At 62.1% G+C, this 21,597-nt stretch carries 17 protein-coding genes and 2 tRNA genes; 8 read left to right on the forward strand and 11 right to left on the reverse strand.

Going from position 1 to position 21,597, the window contains the following annotated elements; all coding sequences use genetic code 11:
* Positions 1 to 151 precede the first annotated feature (151 nt).
* Positions 152 to 226: transfer RNA gene (locus AB7813_RS04025), tRNA-Asn, on the reverse strand.
* 277 nt (positions 227 to 503) lie between these two features.
* Between AB7813_RS04025 and AB7813_RS04030 the strand changes: the two genes are divergently transcribed.
* On the forward strand, positions 504 to 677 hold the full coding sequence (locus AB7813_RS04030; RefSeq protein WP_170849674.1) for a hypothetical protein: 174 nt from the start codon (positions 504 to 506) through the stop codon (positions 675 to 677).
* A 48-nt stretch (positions 678 to 725) separates the two neighbouring features.
* On the opposite strand, the gene AB7813_RS04035 is transcribed toward AB7813_RS04030, so the two are convergent.
* From AB7813_RS04035 to AB7813_RS04050, 4 genes are read right to left on the reverse strand one after another with little or no spacing between them, the layout of a single operon-like run.
* Positions 726 to 1,430: an ABC transporter ATP-binding protein gene (locus AB7813_RS04035; protein ID WP_439063898.1), complete on the reverse strand. Its 705-nt coding sequence runs from the start codon at positions 1,428 to 1,430 to the stop codon at positions 726 to 728.
* A complete protein-coding gene (locus AB7813_RS04040) occupies positions 1,417 to 3,297 on the reverse strand; it encodes a branched-chain amino acid ABC transporter ATP-binding protein/permease (protein ID WP_439063899.1) in 1,881 nt (626 codons plus the stop codon). Before AB7813_RS04040 ends, AB7813_RS04035 begins: the two co-directional genes overlap by 14 nt.
* Positions 3,294 to 4,169: a branched-chain amino acid ABC transporter permease gene (locus AB7813_RS04045; protein ID WP_439063900.1), complete on the reverse strand. Its 876-nt coding sequence runs from the start codon at positions 4,167 to 4,169 to the stop codon at positions 3,294 to 3,296. Before AB7813_RS04045 ends, AB7813_RS04040 begins: the two co-directional genes overlap by 4 nt.
* A gap of 8 nt (positions 4,170 to 4,177) precedes the next feature.
* Positions 4,178 to 5,494, reverse strand: coding sequence for an ABC transporter substrate-binding protein (locus AB7813_RS04050; protein WP_439063901.1), 1,317 nt, complete (start codon positions 5,492 to 5,494; stop codon positions 4,178 to 4,180).
* 347 nt (positions 5,495 to 5,841) lie between these two features.
* Between AB7813_RS04050 and AB7813_RS04055 the strand changes: the two genes are divergently transcribed.
* The 4 genes from AB7813_RS04055 (at position 5,842) to AB7813_RS04070 (ending at position 7,783) form a co-directional block, all read left to right on the forward strand.
* Entirely contained in the window at positions 5,842 to 6,813 is a 972-nt protein-coding gene (locus AB7813_RS04055) for a LysR family transcriptional regulator (RefSeq protein ID WP_439063902.1), read from the forward strand.
* Between the two features lie 176 nt (positions 6,814 to 6,989).
* Positions 6,990 to 7,169 (forward strand): hypothetical protein, encoded by a 180-nt coding sequence (locus AB7813_RS04060; RefSeq protein WP_068736432.1) that lies wholly within the window; start codon positions 6,990 to 6,992, stop codon positions 7,167 to 7,169.
* Positions 7,170 to 7,254: 85 nt separating this feature from the next.
* Positions 7,255 to 7,328, forward strand: a tRNA-Cys gene (locus AB7813_RS04065).
* Positions 7,329 to 7,459: 131 nt separating this feature from the next.
* On the forward strand, positions 7,460 to 7,783 hold the full coding sequence (locus tag AB7813_RS04070; protein WP_175368861.1) for a hypothetical protein: 324 nt from the start codon (positions 7,460 to 7,462) through the stop codon (positions 7,781 to 7,783).
* 27 nt (positions 7,784 to 7,810) lie between these two features.
* Here the strand turns inward: AB7813_RS04070 and AB7813_RS04075 are convergent, their stop codons facing one another.
* The 5 genes from AB7813_RS04075 to AB7813_RS04095 all read right to left on the reverse strand — a co-directional run bounded on the left by AB7813_RS04075 (position 7,811) and on the right by AB7813_RS04095 (position 17,696).
* A complete protein-coding gene (locus AB7813_RS04075) occupies positions 7,811 to 8,545 on the reverse strand; it encodes a tRNA-uridine aminocarboxypropyltransferase (RefSeq protein ID WP_439083439.1) in 735 nt (244 codons plus the stop codon).
* 56 nt (positions 8,546 to 8,601) lie between these two features.
* The gene (locus AB7813_RS04080; RefSeq protein WP_439084232.1) at positions 8,602 to 11,679 is read right to left on the reverse strand and encodes an efflux RND transporter permease subunit; all 3,078 of its coding nucleotides are present in this window, start codon (positions 11,677 to 11,679) and stop codon (positions 8,602 to 8,604) included.
* Positions 11,680 to 11,711: 32 nt separating this feature from the next.
* A complete protein-coding gene (locus AB7813_RS04085; RefSeq protein ID WP_439083438.1) occupies positions 11,712 to 14,834 on the reverse strand; it encodes an efflux RND transporter permease subunit in 3,123 nt (1,040 codons plus the stop codon).
* Positions 14,835 to 14,896: 62 nt separating this feature from the next.
* A complete protein-coding gene (locus tag AB7813_RS04090) occupies positions 14,897 to 16,285 on the reverse strand; it encodes an efflux RND transporter periplasmic adaptor subunit (protein ID WP_439083437.1) in 1,389 nt (462 codons plus the stop codon).
* Positions 16,275 to 17,696 (reverse strand): efflux transporter outer membrane subunit, encoded by a 1,422-nt coding sequence (locus tag AB7813_RS04095; protein ID WP_439064625.1) that lies wholly within the window; start codon positions 17,694 to 17,696, stop codon positions 16,275 to 16,277. The genes AB7813_RS04090 and AB7813_RS04095 overlap by 11 nt, the downstream gene beginning before the upstream one ends.
* A gap of 393 nt (positions 17,697 to 18,089) precedes the next feature.
* Between AB7813_RS04095 and AB7813_RS04100 the strand changes: the two genes are divergently transcribed.
* The 3 genes from AB7813_RS04100 (at position 18,090) to AB7813_RS04110 (ending at position 20,835) form a co-directional block, all read left to right on the forward strand.
* Complete coding sequence (locus AB7813_RS04100) at positions 18,090 to 18,239, forward strand: hypothetical protein (protein WP_439063905.1); 150 nt, start codon at positions 18,090 to 18,092, stop codon at positions 18,237 to 18,239.
* Positions 18,240 to 18,439: 200 nt separating this feature from the next.
* The gene (locus tag AB7813_RS04105; RefSeq protein ID WP_439063906.1) at positions 18,440 to 19,669 is read left to right on the forward strand and encodes a class I SAM-dependent methyltransferase; all 1,230 of its coding nucleotides are present in this window, start codon (positions 18,440 to 18,442) and stop codon (positions 19,667 to 19,669) included.
* A 125-nt stretch (positions 19,670 to 19,794) separates the two neighbouring features.
* A complete protein-coding gene (locus AB7813_RS04110; RefSeq protein WP_231080657.1) occupies positions 19,795 to 20,835 on the forward strand; it encodes a cysteine synthase A in 1,041 nt (346 codons plus the stop codon).
* 11 nt (positions 20,836 to 20,846) lie between these two features.
* Here AB7813_RS04110 and AB7813_RS04115 read toward each other — a convergent pair whose 3' ends face one another.
* The gene (locus AB7813_RS04115) at positions 20,847 to 21,593 is read right to left on the reverse strand and encodes an amino acid ABC transporter ATP-binding protein (protein WP_439063907.1); all 747 of its coding nucleotides are present in this window, start codon (positions 21,591 to 21,593) and stop codon (positions 20,847 to 20,849) included.
* Positions 21,594 to 21,597 lie beyond the last annotated feature (4 nt).

The raw sequence follows: 21,597 nt of genomic DNA on the forward strand, positions 1-21,597 counted from the left end.
GAGCAATCCCTTGCAAACGGCTGGAAGTTCCTTTTGCAGGAATTACGGCAGCGCACAGCGGGATGCAAGGTTCGTAAAAACACACCAGCCAACGCGCTATCGAGGCGGTCCCGAGCGCGGTTTCTGGCAGCCATTTTTGCGGAAGGATGTTTGGCTCCCCGGGCTGGATTCGAACCAGCGACCATTCGATTAACAGTCGAATGCTCTACCGCTGAGCTACCAGGGAACGTGCGAAGCTTGTTCGCAGGCCGCAGCGTATAACAAAGCGATCCGCGCTTGGAAAGCAGGAAATGCACCTCTTCCCGCAGAGGCCGCCAATCGGGGAAAACTCAGAAAAAGCCTCATGTTACGGGATCTTCTTGATGCTCGACCCCGTTCTCGGCGGGCCCATGTCGCATGCGGGCGAAGAATAATCTTTCCAACCGTGTCGCTATTTAGTCTTATTGCACCGCAAGACTGCCCGTTGCGACGTTGAACAAGTTCCGAATCGAACGAGGTGACCGATGCCAGCCACGCACACCGACCGCGCGCTTCCGACCGACCTCAACTCCCTGCCCTTTATCAGTGATGACGAATGCGTCACCCGGCTCGCCGAAGCCGTCGAGGCGCATGACAGCGATCACCTCGATGAGGTGGCGCTCCTGATCGGGCGCCTCGCGGTGCCGATCGAAATCTAGGGAATCACGTTGCCCGGGGCCATTGTCTCCGGGATTACGTCCCGGGAATCACATTCCGACGCCGAGGAAGTCTCGCATCAGGTCGGGACTGGCGTTGAGGTCGGCCGGCGTGCCTTCGAACACCACGTGGCCGTTATTGAGCCCATAGACGCGGTTGGCGAAACTCAATGCCGCCGCAACGTTTTGCTCGACCACGATCATGGTGCGGCCTTCAGCAGCCAGATTGCGTGAGACCTCGACGAGATCGCGCACGATCAGCGGCGCCAGGCCCTCGAACGGCTCGTCCAGCAGGATGATGCGCGCATCACGAATCAGCGCGCGTGCAATCGCCAGCATCTGCTGTTCGCCGCCTGACAGTGTGCGTCCGGCCGATTTACGGCGCTCCTTGAGGCGCGGAAACACTTCGTAGATGCGATCGTAGGACCAGGCATTGGGCGCTGTCAGCGCGGCAATGCGCAGGTTTTCCTCGACCGTCAGGCCACCGAAAATAGCGCGCTCTTCCGGCACCAGTTGGACGCCCATGCTGGCGATCGTCGAGGGCGGCATGCCCTCGATGGATTTGCCGTCGAGACGGATATGGCCGCTGCGGGGTGACAGTACGCCCATGATCGAGCGCAGCGTCGTGGTCTTGCCGGCGCCGTTGCGGCCGAGCAGTGCCACGACCTCGCCCTGCTCGACCCTGATCGACAGGTCGAACAGCACGTGGGAATCGCCATACAGCGTATTGATCTTGTCGACTTCAAGCAGGCTCATGCGCGTGCAGCCCTCCCAGATAGGCGTCCTGCACGGCCGGATTGCGCCGGATCTCGTCGGCGGTGCCGTCCGCCAGCAGCCGGCCCTCATAGAGCACGGTGATGCGCTCGGCGAGTTCGAAGATGGCGTCGAGATCGTGCTCGACGATGACCACGGTTCGCGAGCGCCCGATATCGCGAATGAAGGCGCAGGTCGCGATGCGTTCTGCCGGGCTCATGCCGGCCAGCGGCTCGTCCAGCAGCAGCACATTCGGGCTGGTCGCCAGCGCCATGCCGATCTCAAGCCGGCGCTTTTCGCCGTAGGCCAGAATATGCGCCGGCGTGTCGGCGCGCTGGACGAGATTGAGCAGGCTGAGGATCGAGGCGATCTGCTCCTCGACGTCGGGAATGCTGCCGGCGCCGCGCAACAGATCGAAGCGCATCGGGCCGCGACGGCGTGCCAGCGCCGCGATACGTAGGTTCTTGCGCACCGACAGGTTGGGAAACAGCTGATTGAGCTGGTTGCTCTTGGCGATACCGAGCTGCGCCGCGCGGCTGACGCCGACACCTGTGACCTTCTCGCCGAACAGCAGGACTTCGCCGGAGGACGGGCTGACTTCGTCGAGCAGCATCTTGAACAGCGTGCTCTTGCCGGCTCCATTCGGGCCGATCACTGCGTGGATCGAGCCGCGGCGGACCTTGAAGGAGACGCCATCGACGGCTTTGAGGCCACCATAGTGCCGCGCCAGAGATCGGGCTTCGAGTGCAATGTCGCTATCACCTGTTATGGGCTCGGCAAGGGTCAGCCTGACCTCCTTGGGAGGCGCGACGGGTTTGGTGGCGACGTCGATATTATGCGCCTCGATGGCTTCAGTTTTGGCCGCGGCCGCCCGTGCGGCAGCCAGATTACGGCGTTCGTTCCACCAATGGGCGATCTCGCCGCAGATGCCGCGGCGCAGCCCTATGACCAGAATGATGAAGGCGATGCCGAGCACCAGCTTCCACAGGATCGCAAAGCCCGGAATGAGCTGCAGATTGTCGCGCAGCCACAGCCAGACGGCCGCGCCGACCAGCGGACCGATCAGCGTGCCGGCACCGCCGACAATGGTCTGAACTACGAGTTGTCCCGACGTCTCCAGCGAGAACGCATCCGGCGGCATGTAGCTCTGGAACGAACCGAGCAGACCGCCGGCAAGGCCCGCATAGAGCGCGGCGATGACGAAGGCCGTCAGCTTGTACGCCGGCACGTTATGGCCGAGCATTGCGACGCGACCGGTGTTCTCCTTGATCGCCAGCAGGATCGCGCCGACCGGCGAGCCGACGATGCGGCGCGCCAGCACGTAGCCGAGAAAGAAGATCACCGCGAACAGGATATACATCGGCATGCCCGCGCTGATGCGGATCGCATTGGCGCCGAAGCCGAGCACCGGCACCGGCACGCCGGGGATTCCGTTCTCGCCGCCGGTGTAGTCCGACAGCGGGGAATTCTCGATGAAATAGGCCATCTGGCCGAAGGCCAGCGTGATCATCGTGAAATAGATGCCAACCCGGCGCACGGCGAACCAGCCGACCAGGAGGCCGAACAGGCCGGCTGCAACGGTGCCGATCGCCAGCGCCAGCCAGACGCTATCGATGGTGTGGGACACCAGCAGATAGGCGCTGACAAAGCCGCCGACGCCAAAAAATGCGGCCTGTCCAAAGGACAGCAGGCCCGTCAGGCCGAACAGGATATCGAAGCCGAGGCCGATCAGGCCCCAGTTCAACACACGTGTCAGCAGATCGGTCGAGAAACCGAGATGCGGAAACACGATGGGTGCCACGATCAGCGTGCACAGCACCGCGAGTTCGGGAAGCCAGCCCCGCAAGCCGCCGGAACGAGGACGCATCATGCGCGGCCTTCCGAACCGAACAGGCCTTGCGGGCGCATGATCAGCAGCACCGCCATCAGCGCGTAGAGCATCACTTCCGAATAGGACGAGTTGAAAGCACTGGTCAGGCTGATGATCTCGCCCGCGATCAGGCCGCCGATGACTGCGCCCGGGAACGAGCCGAGGCCGCCGAGCACGATGACCACGAAAGACTGCGCCATGAAATTGGCGCCCATGTCCGGCGTCACGGCCACGACCGGCGCATAGAGCATGCCGGCGAGACCGACGGCGACAACGCCGATGGCGAAGACCAGCAGGAAGGCGCGGCGCACATTGATGCCGAGGATGCCGACCATGCCGGGATTCTCGATGCCGGCGCGAACCACAAGGCCCATCGAGGTGCGATAGAGCACGAGATAGAGACTGAGCAGCAGCCCGGCGATGATGGCGATCAGTTGCAGGCGATAAGTCGGATAGATCAGGAAGCCCATCTGGGTCGCGCCCTGCCCCCAGGACGGCACCGGCACCCGCTGCGCATTGCCGCCGAAGGCTGCACGCACGCATTCGACGAGCACGATGCCGACGCCGTAGGTGACGAGGATCTGGTCTTCATGCGGCCGGTCGTAAAAATAACGGATGATGATGCGTTCCAGCAGCAGACCGAGCGCCAGCATGAAACCGCAGCCGACGACGATCGCGAGCACGAAGGACGAGGTGTATTGCAGCAGGACGAAAGCGGCATAGGCGCCCACGGCGAACAACGCGCCGTGGGCGAAATTGAGGACGCCAAGCGTGCCCAGGATGATCGTCAGACCGCTACTGACGAGCGCCAGCAGCGTGCCGAGGGCCAGGCCGTTGAAGGCCTGCGAGATGAGGACGGGCCAGCTTGGCATGGTGATCCTTAAGTGTAGGGGCCGAGCTTGCAGCCGAAGAAGTCCGGTGCGTTCATCACGCTTTCGCCGTCGGCGATATCGACGATCTCGTAGAAGTCTTCCTTGTTCTTCATCTCGGACGGCTTCTTGCCGCGCAGGATCGGGATCGGGCGTACCATCTGGTGATCCTCGGCGCGGAAATAGACCTTGCCGATGGTCGTCTCGTAAGGCTGCGCCTTGGAGCTCTCCAGCGCCTTGATCACATCGACCGGATTGAACGTACCGGCGCGTTCGACCGACATCGCCCACAGATAGGTCTGCATGTAGCCGATATGCGCGCCCCAGCGCGGATAGTACTTGTTCTGCGCCACGAAACTCTCAACGAAGGTCTTGGCGAGTGGATAGGTGTCCTGCAGGCCCCACCAGAAATCGCAGCTGCCATAGACGCCCTGCATCAGTTCGGCGCCGAGCTCCTTGTCCTGGAACGAGGACAGGTTCGGCACCACGAGCTTCATGCGCTTCAGTACACCGAACTGCTCGGCCTGCTTGGTCGAGGCAACCGCATCGCCGCCGAAGGCGATGTTGACGAAGACATCCGCGCCGCTATTGGCGATGTTCAGGAGCGCCGACGAATAGTCGGTGGTGCCGAGCGGCACGACCTCCTTGGCGACCTGCTTCCAGCCCTGCTCCGCCGAGAACTTGGCGAAGCTGTCATAGACCGTGTGGCCATAGGTGTAGTCAGGCACGAGGAAGGCCGACTTCACGTTCTTGCCGAGCGCCTTGGCGACGACGGGCGCCATCGCCTTCGCGGCCATGTAAGCGTTCTGCTGCGAGCGGAAGCCGTAGCGCTGGCAGTTCTTGCCGGTGATGTCGTTGGAGCCGGCGATGCCGACCATGTACAGCACCTTCTCGCGCGAACCGAGTTCTTCGAGTGCGATGGCGCTGGCTGATGACACCGAGCCCGACACCATGATCGCCTTGTCGCGCTGGATGAACTGCGTCGCGCTCTGCACGTCGAGGTTGGGCTTACCTTCGGTGTCGGAGACCTTGTACTTGATCTGGCGGCCGAGCACGCCCTTGCCCTTGAGGCCCCACTTCTGCGCGATATCGCCGCCGGCATTGATCTGCGCGATAGCCAGTTCATAGCCGAGCTTGAGGTCGCCGCCGTCACCCGAAAAGACGCCGGTGAGCGGGATGGTCAGACCGACGAACACAGAATCCGCCGTGACGCCTTCCGGAAATGTACCAATGGTGGCCGGCGATTGCGCGAACGCGCTGCCTGGAAGCATGAGGCCGGCGGCAGTGCCGACTCCCCCGAGCAAAAGCTGTCGACGGTCAAACTGCATGACACACCTTTCTGGTTCGATCACCGCCGCCATTGGCCGGTGAGCCGCGATGGGGGCTGGCCCCGGCGAAATTGAGCTTCTGGAACGGCATGCCGTCGCGACTCTCTTGGTGCCTGCGAGATCATCGCCGGAGCCTCATTCATGGTCACTCGCTGAACCCGAAAGTCCGGCAGCGCTGCGTCCACAAAGCGAGAGAGAACGGATCGTTCTTGGTTCCCGTCAGGCTAGGTTGCTTCGGATCGCTCGGGGTATAGACAATCCTGCAAAGGGCCTTGCAGACTGGCTTTTCCACCGCGACATGGCGTCCCAGCGACGCGTGCTGGCACAGCTCTTGCTGTTAACTCTGCATGGAAAACTTCAAATCGCTCGATTGGGATGACCTCAAGGTCTTCATTCACGCGGCACGCGGCGGCAGCCTAGGCAGTGCGGCCAAGCGCCTCCGGGTCGATCAATCCACCATCAGTCGCCGCATCGCGCATCTCGAGAGCACCCTCGGCGTGGCGTTGTTCGAGCGACTGCCGTCCGGACTGAAGGTCAACGAGACGGGCGACCGCCTGCTCTGCCATGCCGAGCGCATCGAAAGCGCCGTGATCGCCATGCGGGAAGACGTGCAATGCGGCGGCAGCCGTATGGCTGGCCGGGTCCGTCTCGCCACGATGGAAGGCATCGCCTCGCTCTACCTCGCCTATCGCTTCGTCGAACTGCGCAAACTGCATCCCGACCTGACCGTCGAATTGCTGACATCACCACAAAGCGTCTCGGTGAACCGGCGCGAGGCCGATCTGTTTCTGAGCTTCTTCCGCCCCACCGGCCAGGGCATGGTCTCGGAGCGGATCGGCTGCTTTCAGCTCGGGCTCTATGCGGCACAGGGGTACCTCGACGCACATGGCATGCCGAAGAGCCCATCCGAACTCACAAAGCACAGCTTCGTCACCTATATCGACGACCAGATCCAGCTCGACTCCGTGCGCTGGCTCGATGACATCATCAAGAGCCCGCCGGTCTCGTTCCATTCCAACAGCATGTGCGCACAGATGAATGCTGCGGCGGGCGGTGTCGGGCTCGTACTGCTACCGAGTTTTGCGACTGCGCGTCGCCCCGACCTGATCCCGGTGCTGCACGACAAGCTGTCGACCACGCGCGAGCTGTGGATCAACGTCCATAACGATCTGCAATTCGTGCCGCGCATCCGCGCGGTATCGAGCTTCCTGAAGTCGACCTTCAAGGCGGATCCCCTGATGCAGGCCAGCACCAGGGGCCGCAAAATGCTGGATACGCTGCTGGAGACAGACACACCCGTTACAGCCCAGACAGTTTAACGTTACCGTCGGCGATGCTTGATCGGCGTTCGCGAGCCACGCCATTGATCCAGTGAGGTAAACGTCCCGGTAACCATGACGGACCTCGCGTGTGGATCGATACAATTTGAACGATCCATTCAACAGCCCAACAAAGGCTTTGCGTCAGATTGCTCCCCAAGACAGGGAGCTAAAAGATGAGCGAAGCCGAATTTGACTATCTGCTGGAGACGGTCCGGGCCGAAATCGAGGCCGATGTGCGGGACGATCTGCGCAGCCAGGAAATGTTCTTCGCCCCGATTCCGACCGCTGCGAACGACAATGACGGCCCCTGGCCGCTGATTCCGTTTCCGGATGGCTGGCAGGCCTCCTGCTGATCTTGTGTCGGTCTGTCGGACCCCATGAAAGATTTCAGCCGGGCATTGCCTAAATGGCGAACGGTCTGTAACTAACCCGCTATGGGGCCATGTGGCGGAATGGTTACGCGCCGGTCTGCAAAACCGTTTATTCGGGTTCGATTCCCGACGTGGCCTCCATCAATCCAATCAACAACTTAGCCTGCCGGACCCGCGATCGGGGCGCGACTGCTATGAGTGGTGCGCTGCAACACTTCGCTTGGCAAGATTGGAGTATTGATCGTAGCATCCTGCCAACCCTAGGGGGCACGATGAACATCCGGGTCTTGATCGCAACGTTGCTGATGACCTCGCCAGGCTGGGCCCAGGCCAAACCGCCCGTTCCTGCCCGCACCGATCCCTGCGCGCCGATCGGCCGGACCGCCGACGGCCAGTTGGTCTACTCCCTGAAGTGCGAGAAGCTGCCGGTTCCAGTGGTGCCGCCGCAGGCCGCAGCCCCGGCACCGCCTCCCGCACCCGTCGTGGAAGAAGCGCGCGGCGGACTGTTCCGCAATCCGTTTCCGTCGCTCGTCAGACCGTCATCATCGAGTGACGAGCGTGAAGCCGGCGTCGGTCCGCCGCCCAGCAGCCGATAGGCCGGGATCAATCAAAACCGAACGCGATCAGGCGTGCTTCTTACGCCGCCAGTCGCGCTTGGGTTTGGGCTTTGGCGCCAGTTCCGGCATGACGGTCTGGGCTTCGCGATATTTCGCCAGCATCCGCTCGAAAGCCTCGTTCAGCGTGGTCTCGATCTCCGGCTTCCGTTCGAGGCTGGCCAGCAACATCCCCGCGGCTTCGATGGTCGACAGGCCGTCCTTGCGCGGTTCGCGGCGCAGCTTGCCGTAGAGCGACGGTTTGGCCGGTCCGAGGATCACGCGCTGGCATTTCAGCATCCAGGCATTGCGCCACCACAGCGCCTTAGCCTGGCTCCAGGTGCCGTCGAGCAGCACTATGCCCTGGATGTCTTTCAGCAATGCGCGCTGGTTTTCCTCAGCCTGACCCTTGCGGTCGATGGCGAGGATATCCCGGTCGGTCTCGTAATCGGTGACCTTGGCCGAGCCGAGATAGAGGATCGCCCAGCGGGCGGGATCGGCGACCGGCTTGCCCAGCGCCTTGACGAGGCTCGGCCAGGACAGGCCGATTTTGACCGTGGCCTTCTTGAAATGTAGCGCGGCGACGCGGGCGGTGCCCAGCGCCCTGTCTTGCTCCTGCGGATGCTGCAGGATCAGGAGCTCGATCTTGTTGTCGATGGGCGTGATGCTGTCGCAGATGCACAGCGGCATCGGCTTGTGGCAGTGCGGACATTCCGGGATCGCTTCAGCGACCTCAGCGGCTTGCAGATCTGATTTCTTGGACATTGCCCGCTATACGCCGCGCGGCCCGAGGCTTCAACCGCCGTAACGCCCGGATCTGGCTATTCGGCCGGGGCCGGCAGCGGTGCCGGGCGGGAGCGGTTACGCAGCCGATCGATCAGGAGATAGATCACCGGCGTGGTGTAAAGCGTCAGCACCTGCGAGACGAACAACCCGCCGATGATGGTGATGCCCAGCGGGCGGCGCAGTTCCGTGCCCGGCCCGGTTGCGATGACCAGCGGGATCGCCGCGAATACCGCCGCCAGCGAGGTCATCAGGATTGGGCGGAAGCGCACGGTGCAGGCCTCGAAGATCGCCTCGGCGGGCGACAGTCCGCGATGCCGCTCCGCCTCGATGGCGAAGTCGACCATCATGATTCCGTTCTTCTTGACGATACCGATGAGGAGAATGATGCCGACGAAGGCGATCACGGTCAGCGGCGTATTGGTGATCTGCAATGCCAGCAACGCGCCGAGTCCCGCCGAGGGCAGCGTCGAGATGATGGTCAGAGGGTGCACCAGGCTCTCATAGAGCACGCCCAGCACGATATACATCGCGATGAGTGCGCCGAGGATCAGCAGTGGCTGCCGCCCCGTCGTCTTGCTGAAGTCACCGGCATTGCCGTCGAATCCTCCCCGGATTCCTTCGGGCATATGCAGTTCGTCGACCGCGCGCTGGATGTTGCCGGTTACGGCGTCGAGCTGCACGCCGGGCAGCGTGTTGAACGACACCGTCGTCGACGGGAACCCCTGCGAGTGGAACACCGCCAACGCCGACAACGTGCGCGACATGCGCACAACCGCCGACAACGGCACCTGCGACCCATTCAGGCCCGCGACATAGATACGATCGAGATCGGACGGATCGTTCTGGAGTTTCGGATCGATTTCCAGCACCACCTTGTACTGGTTGCGCTGGGTGTAGATCGTCGAAATCTGCCGTTGCGAGAACGCGTTGTTAAGCGCGTTATCGATGTCCTGCACCTTGACGCCGAGGCTCGATGCCATCTTGCGGTCGATGGTCAGCGTCAGTTGCAATCCGCCGGGATCGCGGTCGCTCGACACGTCGGTGATGCCCTCGACGCTCTCCAGCCGTTTGCCGACCAGCGGTGCCCATTTCTGCAGGAGATCGAGATTGGTCGAGGTCAGCGTGTATTGATAGTTGGAGTCACTCTGGCGTCCGCCGGCGCGCAGATCCTGCGCGGCAAACATGAAGAGACGGATACCCGGAACCGCGCTGAGCTTCGGACGCAACCGATTGATGACGTCTTCAGTCGATGCTCCGTTGCGCTCCTCTGGTGGTTTCAAGGCGATAAACATGGTGCCCCGGTTGGCGCCGCCGCCGCCCGGCCCGCCCGTGCCGCCAAGCGACGAACCGATACTGGCCACGCCGGGATCGCTCAGCACGAGATCAGCCATATGCTGCTGCAATCCGAGCATCGCCTGAAACGAGACATCGGCCGATGCGCGCGTTGCGCCGATCACGAAGCCACTGTCGTCGTTCGGGAAAAAACCTTTCGGCGTCTTGATGTAGAGCGTGATCGTCAGCGCGATGGTGGCGAAGAACACCAGCAGCGTCAGGAATGGAAAACCCAGCACCACATGCAGCGTGCGCTCATAAAACGCCACGACGCGGGACAGCGTGCCTTCAACAATACGGTCAAAACGGGTCTCCGTACTCGACAGACCGCTCTTGATATATTGCGCGCAGATCATCGGTGTCACCGTCAGCGACACCAGCGTCGAGACGACAATCGAGAATGTCAGCGTCAACGAGAATTCGCGCAGCAATCGGCCGACCAGACCGTCCATGAAGATCAGCGGGATGAAGGCAGCAATCAACGACAGGCTGATCGACAGCACCGTGAAGCCGATCTGTCTGGCGCCGGCGAGCGCCGCCTGCATCGGCGCCATGCCCTCTTCGAGATTGCGGTACATGTTCTCGATCATGACGATGGCGTCGTCGACCACGAAGCCGACAGAGATCGCCAGCGCCATCAGCGACAGGTTGTTGATCGAGAAGCCGGCCAGCCACATGCCGACGCAGGTGCCGGCCAGCGCCAGCGGCACCGAGACGCCGGCTGCGATGGTCGGCGTGCCACGACGCAGGAACAGGAACACCACGGCCATCACCAGTACGGCCGTGGCAAACAGCGTCCACTCCATGTCCTCGACCGAGGCGCGAATGGTACCGGTACGATCGGTCAGAACAGAAATCTCGATCCCGGCAGGAATCCATTGTTTCAGATCGGGGATCAGCGCTTTCACGCGATCGACGGTGTCGATGACGTTGGCGTCGCCCTGTTTGGTGATCTGGATCAGCACCGCCGGCTGCTTGTTGAACCAGGCAACCGAGCGGCTGTTGCGCGTCGCATCCTGAACATCGGCGACATCAGACAGCCGCAGATAATTGCCGTTCGAACTCTTGACGATGATCTCGCGAAATTCTTCCGCCGTGCGCATCTGCGGATTCATCGAGATCGTCTCGCTCTGCCGCGATCCCTGGAAGATGCCGACAGGACCAAGCGGATTGGCATTGACGATGGCGGTGCGCACGTCGTCGGTGGCGATCCCGGCATTCGACAGCGCGACCGGATTGAGCTGGATGCGCACCGCGGGCTGGTCGGCGCCGCTGGCAGTGACTTCGCCGACCCCGGGCACCTGCGACAGCCGCTGTACGATCACGGTGTCGGCGACATCGTAGATCGCGGACGCGGACATCGTTGGCGACGTCAAAGCGAGAATGAAGACAGGTGCGGCGGACGGGTTGGCCTTGCGGAACGTAGGCAGTGTCGGAAGATCGGTTGGCAGATCGGCCATCGACGCATTGATCGCGGCTTGCACGTCACGCGCGGCGCGATCGACATCGCGGCCGATCGCGAACTGCAACTGAATACTGGTCGAGCCCAGCGAACTCGTTGAGGTGATCTGATCGAGGCCGGCAATGATGCCCAGACGTCGTTCTAGGGGCGCTGCGACGGTCGCCGCCATGATCGACGGATCGGCGCCCGGGCGCGACGCCTGTACGCGGATCATCGGAAAATCGACATTGGGTGTCGCGGCGACCGGCAGGAAGTGATAGGCGACGACGCCGAGAAGAAACAGTCCGATCGCCAGCAACGTGGTGCCGACCGGCCGCATGATGAATGGCGCTGAGATGGAGATGGAAGCCACTAGGGCGGCCCCCCTACTCCCGCCGTTCCGGCTGCACCCGCAACGGGCGGCGCACTCTTCTCGAACCGGCGGTTGATGCGATCCAGCCCCAGATAGATCACCGGCGTGGTGTAGAGCGTCAGTATCTGGCTGAGCAGCAGACCGCCGATGATCGACACACCGAGCGGGAAGCGCAGCTCTGCGCCGGTGCCGCTTTCGATCGCCAGCGGCAACGCACCAAACAATGCCGCCAGCGTCGTCATCATGATGGGCCGGAACCGCAGTAGACAGGCTTCCACGATGGCGGCTTCGGGCGCCATGCCACGATTGCGCTCGGCATCCAGTGCGAAGTCGATCATCATGATCGCGTTCTTCTTGACGATGCCCATCAGCAGGATGATGCCGATCAGCCCAATCACCGACAGGTCCTGCCCGGTCAGCATCAATGCGAGGATCGCACCGACACCAGCCGATGGCAGCGTCGAGAGAATGGTGATCGGATGGATGTAGCTCTCATAAAGCACACCGAGCACGATATAGATCGTCACCAGCGCCGCGAGGATCAGCCAAGGCTGCCCTGACAGCGACTTGGAGAATTCCGCAGCATCGCCGGAGAACATCCCGACAATGCTGGTTGGCATGCCGATCCGGGTCTCGATCTTTTTGACTTCCTCAACCGCGTCACCAAGCGCTTCGTTTGGTCCAAGGTTGAAGCTGAGCGAGATGGCGGGGAATTGCGCCTGATGCGAGATCGCCAGTGGCGCCGTGGTACGCGTCAGTGTGGCTACGGCCGACAGCGGCACCTGCGCGCCGGCCACACCGGGCAGATACAGTTTCGACAGCACGTCGGGATCGCGCTGCTGTGACGGCAATGCCTCCAGCACAACGCGGTACTGATTGGCCTGTCCGTAGATGGTCGAAATCTGGCGCTGCGCGAAGGCATCATTCAGCGTGTCGGTGACGCCCTGCAGATTGACGCCGAGCTGACCGGCGCGCTGCCGGTTGATATCGAGCGAGGCCCGCAATCCGCCAGTCTGCGCTTCCGAGGACACATCGCGGAACATCGGATCGCGGCGCAATTCGGCGACCAGCTTCTGCGACCATTCGGTGACTTGTGCCGCGTCGGTGCCGGTCAGCGTATATTGATACTGCGAACGGCTCGCTTGCGTGCTGATCTGGATATCCTGCACCGGCTGGAAATACACAGTCATGCCAGGGATCGCGGCCACGCGATCCTTGAGCCGCGCGATCACGGCGTTCATGTCGTCCTTGCGCTCGCCGCGCGGCTTCAGGGTCATCACCAGCCGGCCGACATTGGTGGTCGGATTGACCGAGCCGCCGCCGATCACCGAGATGATTCCCGTTACATCCGGATCGGCCTGGATCGCTGCGGCTGCCGCGCCCTGCCGGCTCTGCATTTCCGTGAAGGACACGTCGGCACCAGCCTCCGTCACAGCCGTGATCGAGGCGGTGTCCTGCAGCGGCAGGAAGCCCTTGGGGGCGATGACATAGAGGCCCAGCGTTGCGACGATGGTCAGGAACGTGACGACCAGCGTCGCTGGCTGATGCTGCAACACCCACAGCAGCGTGCGGTGATAGAATGCCACCATACGGTCGATGAAGCGGCTAACGGCTCCCAGACCCGGCACCTGCCATTCATCCTTGGTGTGCTTCAAAAGTCGCGAGCACATCATCGGCGTCAACGTCAGCGAGACCACGGCGGACATCACCACGGCGATGGTCAGCGTCATCGCAAACTCGCGGAACATGCGGCCTACAAGGCCGGACATGAACAGCAGCGGGATGAAGACAGCGATCAGCGACACCGTTAGCGAGATCACCGTGAAGCCGATTTCCTTCGCTCCCGCCAGCGCCGCTTCCATCGGGCTCTCGCCATCTTCCATGTGACGGACGATGTTCTCGATCATCACAATGGCATCGTCGACGACAAAGCCGGTGCCGATGGTCAGCGCCATCAGCGAGAGATTATCGAGGCTGAAGCCGGCGAAATACATCACGCCGAAGGACGTGATCAGCGACAGCGGCAGCGCCACGCCGGCAATCAGCGTTGCACGCAGCGACCGGAGGAACAGCAGCACCACCAAAGTCACGAGGATGACGGACAGCATCAGCGTGAATTGCACGTCATGGACCGAGGCGCGAATGGTCACGGTGCGGTCGCTCACGATGGTCAGCTTGACACCGGCCGGCATCGAGCGCTGCACCTTCGGAATTTCCTCGCGTATCTGGCGGACGACCTCGATGACATTTGCACCGGGTTGACGCTGGATCTCGATGATGACGGCGGGCGTGCCTTGATACCAACCGCCCGTGCGGTCGTTTTCCAGCCCATCGACGATCTGCGCGATGTCGCCGATGGTGACAGGGGATCCGTTGCGATAAGCGATAATGATCGGCCGATACTGATCCGCCGCCGCGATCTGGTCGTTAGCGGCAATGGTGTAAGCTTGCTGCGCGCCATCGAGCGAGCCCTTGGGACCTGACACGTTGGCGCCGGCAATCGCCGTACGGAGGTCTTCCATCGCGATGCCATAGGCAGCGAGCCGCGCCAGATCCGCCTGCACACGCACCGCCGGCTTCAAGCCGCCAAGCACGGCAACCTTGCCGACACCCGAAATCTGGCTGAGCCGCTGCGCCAGGAGTGTATCGGACAGATCGCTCATCGATCGCAGCGAGATGGTGTCCGAGGTCAGCGCCAACGTCATCACCGGCGCGTCGGCCGGATTGACCTTCGCATAGACCGGCGGGTATGGCAGGTTCTTCGGCAGAACGCCGGCGGCGGCATTGATCGCCGCCTGCACGTCCTGGGTCGCGCCATCGATGTCGCGGTTCAGGTCGAACTGCAGCGATATCTGGCTGACGCCGAACGAGCTCGTCGAGGTCATCGATGACAGTGACGGAATCTGTCCGAGCTGACGTTCCAGAGGCGCGGTGATCAGCGACGCTGTCACTTCGGGGCTCGCGCCCGGCAATTGCGTCGAGACCTGCACGGTCGGGAAATCGACCTGCGGCAGCGCCGATACCGGAAGCCCGAAGTAGCCAAGCGCGCCACCGATCAACAACGCGATGCCGAGCAGCGACGTCGCGATGGGCCGGCGGATGAAGGGTTCCGAGACGCTCATGACTGTGCGCTCTTTGGTATCGAAATCATCAACTCAAGCGATCGATCGTGCGAGCATCATGGCTACTTCGCTCCCGATGGCGCAGCGCTCGGACTGGCTGGAGGCGGCGTCTGGCCAATCGGTGCCTGCGGATTGCCCTGGCCGCCCGCGCCACCCGAATTCTGACCACGCTTACCACGGCGCTCGCCGGCATCATTACCCTTGCCCCCGCCACGCTTGCGTGGTGCCAAGTCGGCGGTCGGTTCCTGATCGTTGGTGCCGACAGACACCTTCGATCCTTCTGCGAGATTGGCAAAACCCGTGGTGACAACACGCTCGGTTGCCGACAGGCCCTTGGCGATGACGGCCGTGGTCTCGTTCTGCTGCGTCACGGTGACCGGCACCGCCTTGACGATGTCGCCCTCCTCGATCACGTAACTGAATGTACCGGCGGGACCGCGCTGCACAGCCGAGGTCGGCACCACCATCGCATCCTTCAGGGTCTCGACTTTCAGCCGCACATTGACGAACTGACCGGGCCAGAGCTGATAATTCGGGTTCGGGAATTCGGCCTTCAGCTTCACTGTGCCGGTGGTTGTATCGACCTGATTGTCGATGCCGGTGAGCGTACCGGTGTCGATGACGGTGACGCCGTCATTGCCGAATACATCGACCATCAACGTGCCCTTGGCAGCAGCGGCGTTGGCGCGAACGATTTGCTGCTGCGGCAGGCTGAACAGTACTGCGATAGGCTGCAGTTGCGTGATCACCACGAGGCCCGTGGTATCGGACGCGTGGATGATGTTGCCCTGATCGACCTGACGCAGGCCGGCACGGCCGGACAGTGGCGCGATGATTTTGGTGTAGCTCAGCGTTGCGGCGGCATTGTCGATGGCAGCCTGATCGGCATTCACCAGCGCCTCCTGCTGGGCAACGAGAGACTTCTGGGTGTCGGCCTGCTGTTTGGAGCCGGCGTTTGACGTTGCAAGCTGCTGGTAACGGATCAGGTCGAGCCGTGCATTGGCCAGCGTCGCCTCGTCCTGCGCTTTCTTGGCAACAGCCTGATCGTACAGCGCCTTGTAGAGGACCGGGTCAATCTCGCCGAGCACATCGCCCGCCTTGACGTCCTGGCCTTCCTTGAAATTGACCTTGATCAGTTTGCCGTCGACCTGTGCGCGCACGGTGACATTGTTCAAGGCCTTCACCGAGCCGACGCCATCGAGATAGACCGGCACGTCCTGGATCTTCGGCGTCGCCGCAAGCACCGGCACCGTCATCATGTCCGGTCGGAAACCGCCGCGGTTGGCGGTCTGACGCTGCTGGAAGGCGTTCCAGCCGATATAGCCGAGCCCGCCGAGGATCAGCAGCGTCACGGCAATCGACACAGTACGGCGGCGCGCCTTGCCGGCGACCTTGGCGACACCGTCGCCAGTCGCTTTCGCGGCCTCTTTCAACTCCGGCTTAAAGAGCATTGACCGGTCTTTCCATTTTCGGCTCCCAGCCGCCCCCCAGCGCCTGATAGAGGCTGATGATCGCCTGCAGCCGCGCCAGTTGCGCCTGCGACAGGACATCTTCCGCCTGGAACAGCGTCAGCTGGGTGTTTAGCACAGTTACGATGTCAGCGGTTCCGGCGCGCAATTGCTGCTCGGACAGCTCGAAGGCCCGCTTCGACGCCCGGACCACCTCGCGCTGCAGCCGGAGCCGCTCGGTGGTCTGGCGAATCGCGACCAGCGCGTTGTCGACGTCGGCGAAGGACTGCACGACCGTCTTGCGATAGGTCTGCAGCAGCTCGTCCTGACGCGCCTGGGTCAGCTCAAAATTACCCTGGATCCGCCCACCATCGAAGATCGGCTGGGTCAGGCCGCCGACGAGGCTGAAGAAGGCGGCGTTGGGTTGGAACAGCGAGGCCAGCGCTGCGCTCTGATAACCGCCCGAGCCGGTCAACTGGATACTCGGAAAGAACTGCGCCCGGGCGCTGCCGACATTGGCCGTGGCCGAGGCCAATTGCGCCTCCTGCCGACGGATATCCGGCCGCTGGGTCAGGAGCTCTGACGGCAGACCGGGCGTGACGCGCGGCGCGGCGATAGTGTTCAGCGAGCCGCCGGCCACGCGCACGCTTTCAGGGGGCCGGGACACCAGCGTCGCGAGCGCATTGACGTTCTGCGCCAGCGTGGTCCGCAGCGGCGGCACCGCGGCGCGCTGATTGGCCAGCACGCTTTCCTGCTGCGCGACATCGAGATCCGTGCCGGTGCCGGCACTGAAGCGCTGTTTGATCGCATCAAGGATGCGCTGCGCGCTGGCGATGTTGCGCTCCGCCGTGCGAATGCGGTCCTGCGATGTCAGCACCTGGAAATAGGCATTGGCGACCGCCGCCATAGTGGTCAGCGCCACCACGTCGCGGTCGAAACGATTGGCCGTCGAGGTTTCTTCCGCAGCCAGCGCCGCGTCGCGGTTCTTGCCCCAGAAATCGATCTCGTAGCTGGCCGAGAGCGAGGCCGAATAGGTCACCACCTCGCGGCCGCCGTTGGTCAGACCGCTGGAACTGGAGCCCGAGGTCCGCGAATAGGTCTCCTGCCCGCCGCCGCTCACGCTGGGCAGCAGCGCTGCGCCGGTGATTCGTGCCTGCGCATCGGCCTGCATGATTCGCGATGTTGCCGCAGCGATATCGAGGTTGACCGTCTGGGCCTCCTCCATCAGCTGCGTCAGTTCCCTGGAGCGAAAGCCGCGCCACCAGTCCAGTGTCGGCGTGGCGCCGTTCGGATTGGCGAGCCGTGCCGCCTTATAGCCCTCGGGAATATCGAGGGCCGGATCAGGCAGATCCTTGCTCAAAATGCAGCCTGCCGAACTGGCAACAACGGCAAAGGCGATGACCGAACGCCCGATCTTTTTCGCAAACAGGAGACTCACCGCACGGACATCCGGACAAGGCTCCGCCGCGCGCGCTTTGCGCCGAGGTTCGAGGCGTTGGAGTATGTAGCCTGAGACACGTTCACCGGGTGATGCTTGGTCAATGAAACGAGCCCGCATTCTAGCTGCCCAATCATCCTGCGGACAGTGTTCTTACGTGTCGCAACGTGCAAGCGACACGAATGCTAGATGCCCGCAAATGAGCGGATTTGCACAGATTCTCCCGATTTTGTGGGGTTTTTTGGTCCCTGACAGAAGCGCCGGCAGGTCAGGCTTACGAAGATTTCATGTGTTCATTTGTTGCTGACAGCCGGATTGCGTTCCCCTGTGCCGTCGGCGCCATTTTGAAAACCGCTGGGGATGCCAACCGTGACCTGGATGAACCGTTTGCAAGGCATTGCCGACGATGACGCCAGGGCGCTCGCGGCGCGAAAGCGCCTCGACCAGATTCAGGGCGAGCACCGCACCAGGTTCTGCGACGCATGGACTGGTTATTGGATCAAGGGTGCATACGCCTAGTGTCGTGTGAAGCAAGCCATGCGAGAAATACCGGCTTGGCGAGTAAACAAAGCCGCGCTTATACTCCTGTAAAATCGCCCGCGCGTTCATCGGATTTCGCAACGCACAAGGGCGGTCCCGACCGACAGAAGAGCGGCAGGCACATCCATCCATGCGACTTGAATGCGAACACAGAACCACGAACTCCCCTGGATCTGCGCATGTCTGACCTGATCGTTCTTACTCCGGAAAATGTCGACAAGGCGCTGCCCGATCTGCCGCGCATCGTCCGACTGGCATTGGGCTTCGGCTCACGTCTGCGCCGCGGCACGCTCGACGTGACACTTCCCGATGGCCGGCGTGTCCGCCTCGGCGGCATGGAACCTGGTCCTGCCGCCGAGATGACGATCACCAGCTATGCGTTCGCGTCGCGTCTTGTGAATGGCGGCGATATCGGCATCGCGGAAGCCTATCTACACCGCGAATGGGACACGCCGGATCTCACGCAATTCCTGTATCTGTTCTGCGTCAATCACGATCTCATTCAGGTGATGCTCGGCAACAATCCGCTGATGCGCTTCGTGCAGATCGTTCGCCATTGGTTCAACCGCAACACCAAGCGGCAAGCTCGCAAGAACATCTACGCGCATTACGACATCGGCAACGCGTTCTATTCTGCGTGGCTCGATCCGAGCATGACCTATTCGTCCGCGATTTTCGAAGACGGTACGCAGGATCTCACGGCCGCGCAAAACAACAAATATCGCCGGCTTGCAGAAGCAATCGATCTGAAGCCCGGACAGAAGGTGTTGGAGATCGGCTGCGGCTGGGGTGGCTTTGCCGAATATGCCGCGAAGAACTACGGCGCGCATGTCACCGGTCTCACCATCTCGACCGAGCAGCGCGATTTCGCACGTAAGCGGATGCAGGACGCGGGCCTTGGCGACAAGGTCGAGATCAAGTTTAAGGACTATCGCGACGAACGTGGACAGTATGACCGCATCGCTTCGATCGAGATGATCGAGGCCGTCGGCGAACAGTTCTGGCCGCAGTATTTCTCACAATTGCGCGACCGGCTGCTGCCCGGCGGATTGATCGGTATCCAGGCCATCACGATCCAAGACAAGTTCTTCCAGACCTATCGGCGCGAGGTCGACTTCATTCAGCGCTACGTCTTTCCCGGCGGCATGCTGCCGTCGCCCGAAATCCTGAAATCCCTCGGGGCCAGATACGGCGTTCCTGTCATCAAGGAACGCATATTCGGACTGGATTATGCCAAGACGCTGGCGACTTGGAGAGATAGTTTCCGCGCGGCCTGGCCAAGCCTGACGCCGCTCGGTTTCGACGACCGGTTCCGGCGGCTCTGGGAATACTACCTGGCCTATTGCGAGGCCGGTTTCCTGTCGGGCAATATCGACGTTCGCCAGGTCGTATTCGCAAAAGCCCCATAGCCCGCGCTCTGGACTTTCCGCACTGCGGCACCAGATCTTGAGGCCAGACCCTTCCCTTGTCTGGCCCGGCGGCCTCCACTAGGGTCGCCGCGAGATCGACAACCCGAGCGAAGAATTTCAGCACCATGACCTTCAACAAAGACGTCGTCGAGGCGATCGGCAACACGCCTCTGATCAAGCTGAAGCGCGCATCCGAACTGACTGGCTGCACCATTCTCGGCAAGGCCGAGTTCATGAATCCCGGCCAGTCGGTGAAGGACCGCGCCGGCAAATGGATGATCCTCGAAGCCGAGAAGCGCGGTGATCTGAAGCCCGGCGGTCTCATTGTCGAGTCGACTGCGGGCAATACAGGTATCGGTCTCGCCGTGGTGGCGAGCGCGCGTGGATATCGCACGCTGATCGTGATCCCGGAGACGCAGAGCCAGGAAAAGAAAGATATGCTGCGGCTCAACGGCGCCGAACTGATCGAAGTGCCGGCGCTGCCATTCGCCAATCCGAACAACTATCAGCATGTCGGACGACGGCTCGCAGATCAGCTGCGCAAGACTGAGCCGAACGGCGTTCTGTTTGCCGATCAGTGGAACAATCTCGACAACGCCAAAGCCCATTACGAATCGACGGGCCCGGAGATCTGGGAGCAGACTGGCGGCAAGGTGGACGGCTTCATCTCGGCGGTCGGCACCGGCGGTACGCTGGCCGGCACGACCCGCTACCTGAAGGAAAAGAACAACAACATCGTTACGGCCTGCGCCGATCCAAATGGCTTTGCGATGTATAACTGGTTCAAGCATGGCGAAGCCAAATCCACGCCCGGCGATTCCATCACGGAAGGCATCGGGATCGGCCGCGTGACGCCGGTCATTGAGACCGCGAAGGTCGATACCGCCTTCCTGATCCCTGACGAGGAAGCCGTCGCCGTCATCTATGACCTGCTGCAGCACGAAGGCCTCTGCCTCGGCGGCTCGACCGGCATCAACATCGCCGGCGCGATCCATCTCGCGAAGGAGTTGGGCCCGGGCAAGACCATCGTCACCCTTCTCTGCGACTCCGGCGGCCGCTATCAGTCGAAGCTGTTCAACCCCGACTTCATGCGCAGCAAGAACCTGCCGGTGCCGGCATGGCTGGAGACGAAGAGCGATATCTTAGTGCCGTTCGAGAAAGTCTGAGGCGCAACGCCTCAGCGGAGAATCTGGCTCAGGAACAGCTTCGTCCGCGCATGCTGCGGATTGGCGAAGAACTTGTCCGGTGTATTCGCCTCGATGATCTGTCCGGCATCCATGAACACGACGCGGCTGGCGACTTCCCTGGCAAAGCCCATCTCGTGGGTGACGACCAGCATGGTCATGCCCTCATTGGCGAGATCGACCATGGTGTCGAGCACCTCTTTCACCATCTCCGGATCGAGAGCCGAGGTCGGCTCGTCGAACAGCATCACCTTGGGATTCATCGTCAGCGCTCGCGCGATCGCCACACGCTGCTGCTGCCCGCCGGAGAGCTGACCGGGATAGGCACTGGCCTTGTCTGGAATGCGCACCCGCTCCAGATACTTCATCGCCGCAGCATCGGCGTCCTTCTTCGGCATATGCCGTACCCAGATCGGCGCCAACGTGCAGTTCTCAAGCACCGTCAGATGCGGAAACAGGTTGAAGCTCTGGAACACCATCCCGACATCACGCCTGATATCGTCGACGCGGCGCAGGTTGGGACCGAGTTCGATGCCGTCGACCGTGATGCGGCCTTCCTGAAACTCCTCCAGCGCGTTGATGCAGCGGATCAGCGTCGATTTGCCCGAGCCCGACGGCCCGCAGATCACGATGCGCTCGCTGCGGCCGACCGCAAGATCGATGTCGCGCAGCACGTGGAAATCGCCGAACCATTTGTTGAGGCCGGCAACCGAGACGATGGGATTCACGGATACGGACATGTCA

It is taken from the genome of Tardiphaga sp. 20_F10_N6_6, assembly GCF_052076045.1.
Taxonomy (GTDB): Bacteria; Pseudomonadota; Alphaproteobacteria; order Rhizobiales; family Xanthobacteraceae; genus Tardiphaga; species Tardiphaga robiniae.

What these genes read in the sequence shown, in the direction of transcription:
- AB7813_RS04045 (WP_439063900.1), bottom strand. Translation starts at nt 4,169, where the DNA reads ATGCCAAGCTGGCCCGTCCTCATCTCGCAGGCCTTCAACGGCCTGGCC.
- AB7813_RS04115 (WP_439063907.1), bottom strand. Translation starts at nt 21,593, where the DNA reads ATGTCCGTATCCGTGAATCCCATCGTCTCGGTTGCCGGCCTCAACAAA.
- AB7813_RS04050 (WP_439063901.1), bottom strand. Translation starts at nt 5,494, where the DNA reads ATGCAGTTTGACCGTCGACAGCTTTTGCTCGGGGGAGTCGGCACTGCC.
- AB7813_RS04105 (WP_439063906.1), top strand. Translation starts at nt 18,440, where the DNA reads ATGTCTGACCTGATCGTTCTTACTCCGGAAAATGTCGACAAGGCGCTG.
- AB7813_RS04055 (WP_439063902.1), top strand. Translation starts at nt 5,842, where the DNA reads ATGGAAAACTTCAAATCGCTCGATTGGGATGACCTCAAGGTCTTCATT.
- AB7813_RS04040 (WP_439063899.1), bottom strand. Translation starts at nt 3,297, where the DNA reads ATGATGCGTCCTCGTTCCGGCGGCTTGCGGGGCTGGCTTCCCGAACTC.
- AB7813_RS04085 (WP_439083438.1), bottom strand. Translation starts at nt 14,834, where the DNA reads ATGAGCGTCTCGGAACCCTTCATCCGCCGGCCCATCGCGACGTCGCTG.
- AB7813_RS04090 (WP_439083437.1), bottom strand. Translation starts at nt 16,285, where the DNA reads ATGCTCTTTAAGCCGGAGTTGAAAGAGGCCGCGAAAGCGACTGGCGAC.
- AB7813_RS04060 (WP_068736432.1), top strand. Translation starts at nt 6,990, where the DNA reads ATGAGCGAAGCCGAATTTGACTATCTGCTGGAGACGGTCCGGGCCGAA.
- AB7813_RS04035 (WP_439063898.1), bottom strand. Translation starts at nt 1,430, where the DNA reads ATGAGCCTGCTTGAAGTCGACAAGATCAATACGCTGTATGGCGATTCC.
- AB7813_RS04080 (WP_439084232.1), bottom strand. Translation starts at nt 11,679, where the DNA reads ATGCGGCCGGTCGGCACCACGTTGCTGGCGATCGGACTGTTTCTTCTC.
- AB7813_RS04030 (WP_170849674.1), top strand. Translation starts at nt 504, where the DNA reads ATGCCAGCCACGCACACCGACCGCGCGCTTCCGACCGACCTCAACTCC.
- AB7813_RS04075 (WP_439083439.1), bottom strand. Translation starts at nt 8,545, where the DNA reads ATGTCCAAGAAATCAGATCTGCAAGCCGCTGAGGTCGCTGAAGCGATC.
- AB7813_RS04070 (WP_175368861.1), top strand. Translation starts at nt 7,460, where the DNA reads ATGAACATCCGGGTCTTGATCGCAACGTTGCTGATGACCTCGCCAGGC.
- AB7813_RS04110 (WP_231080657.1), top strand. Translation starts at nt 19,795, where the DNA reads ATGACCTTCAACAAAGACGTCGTCGAGGCGATCGGCAACACGCCTCTG.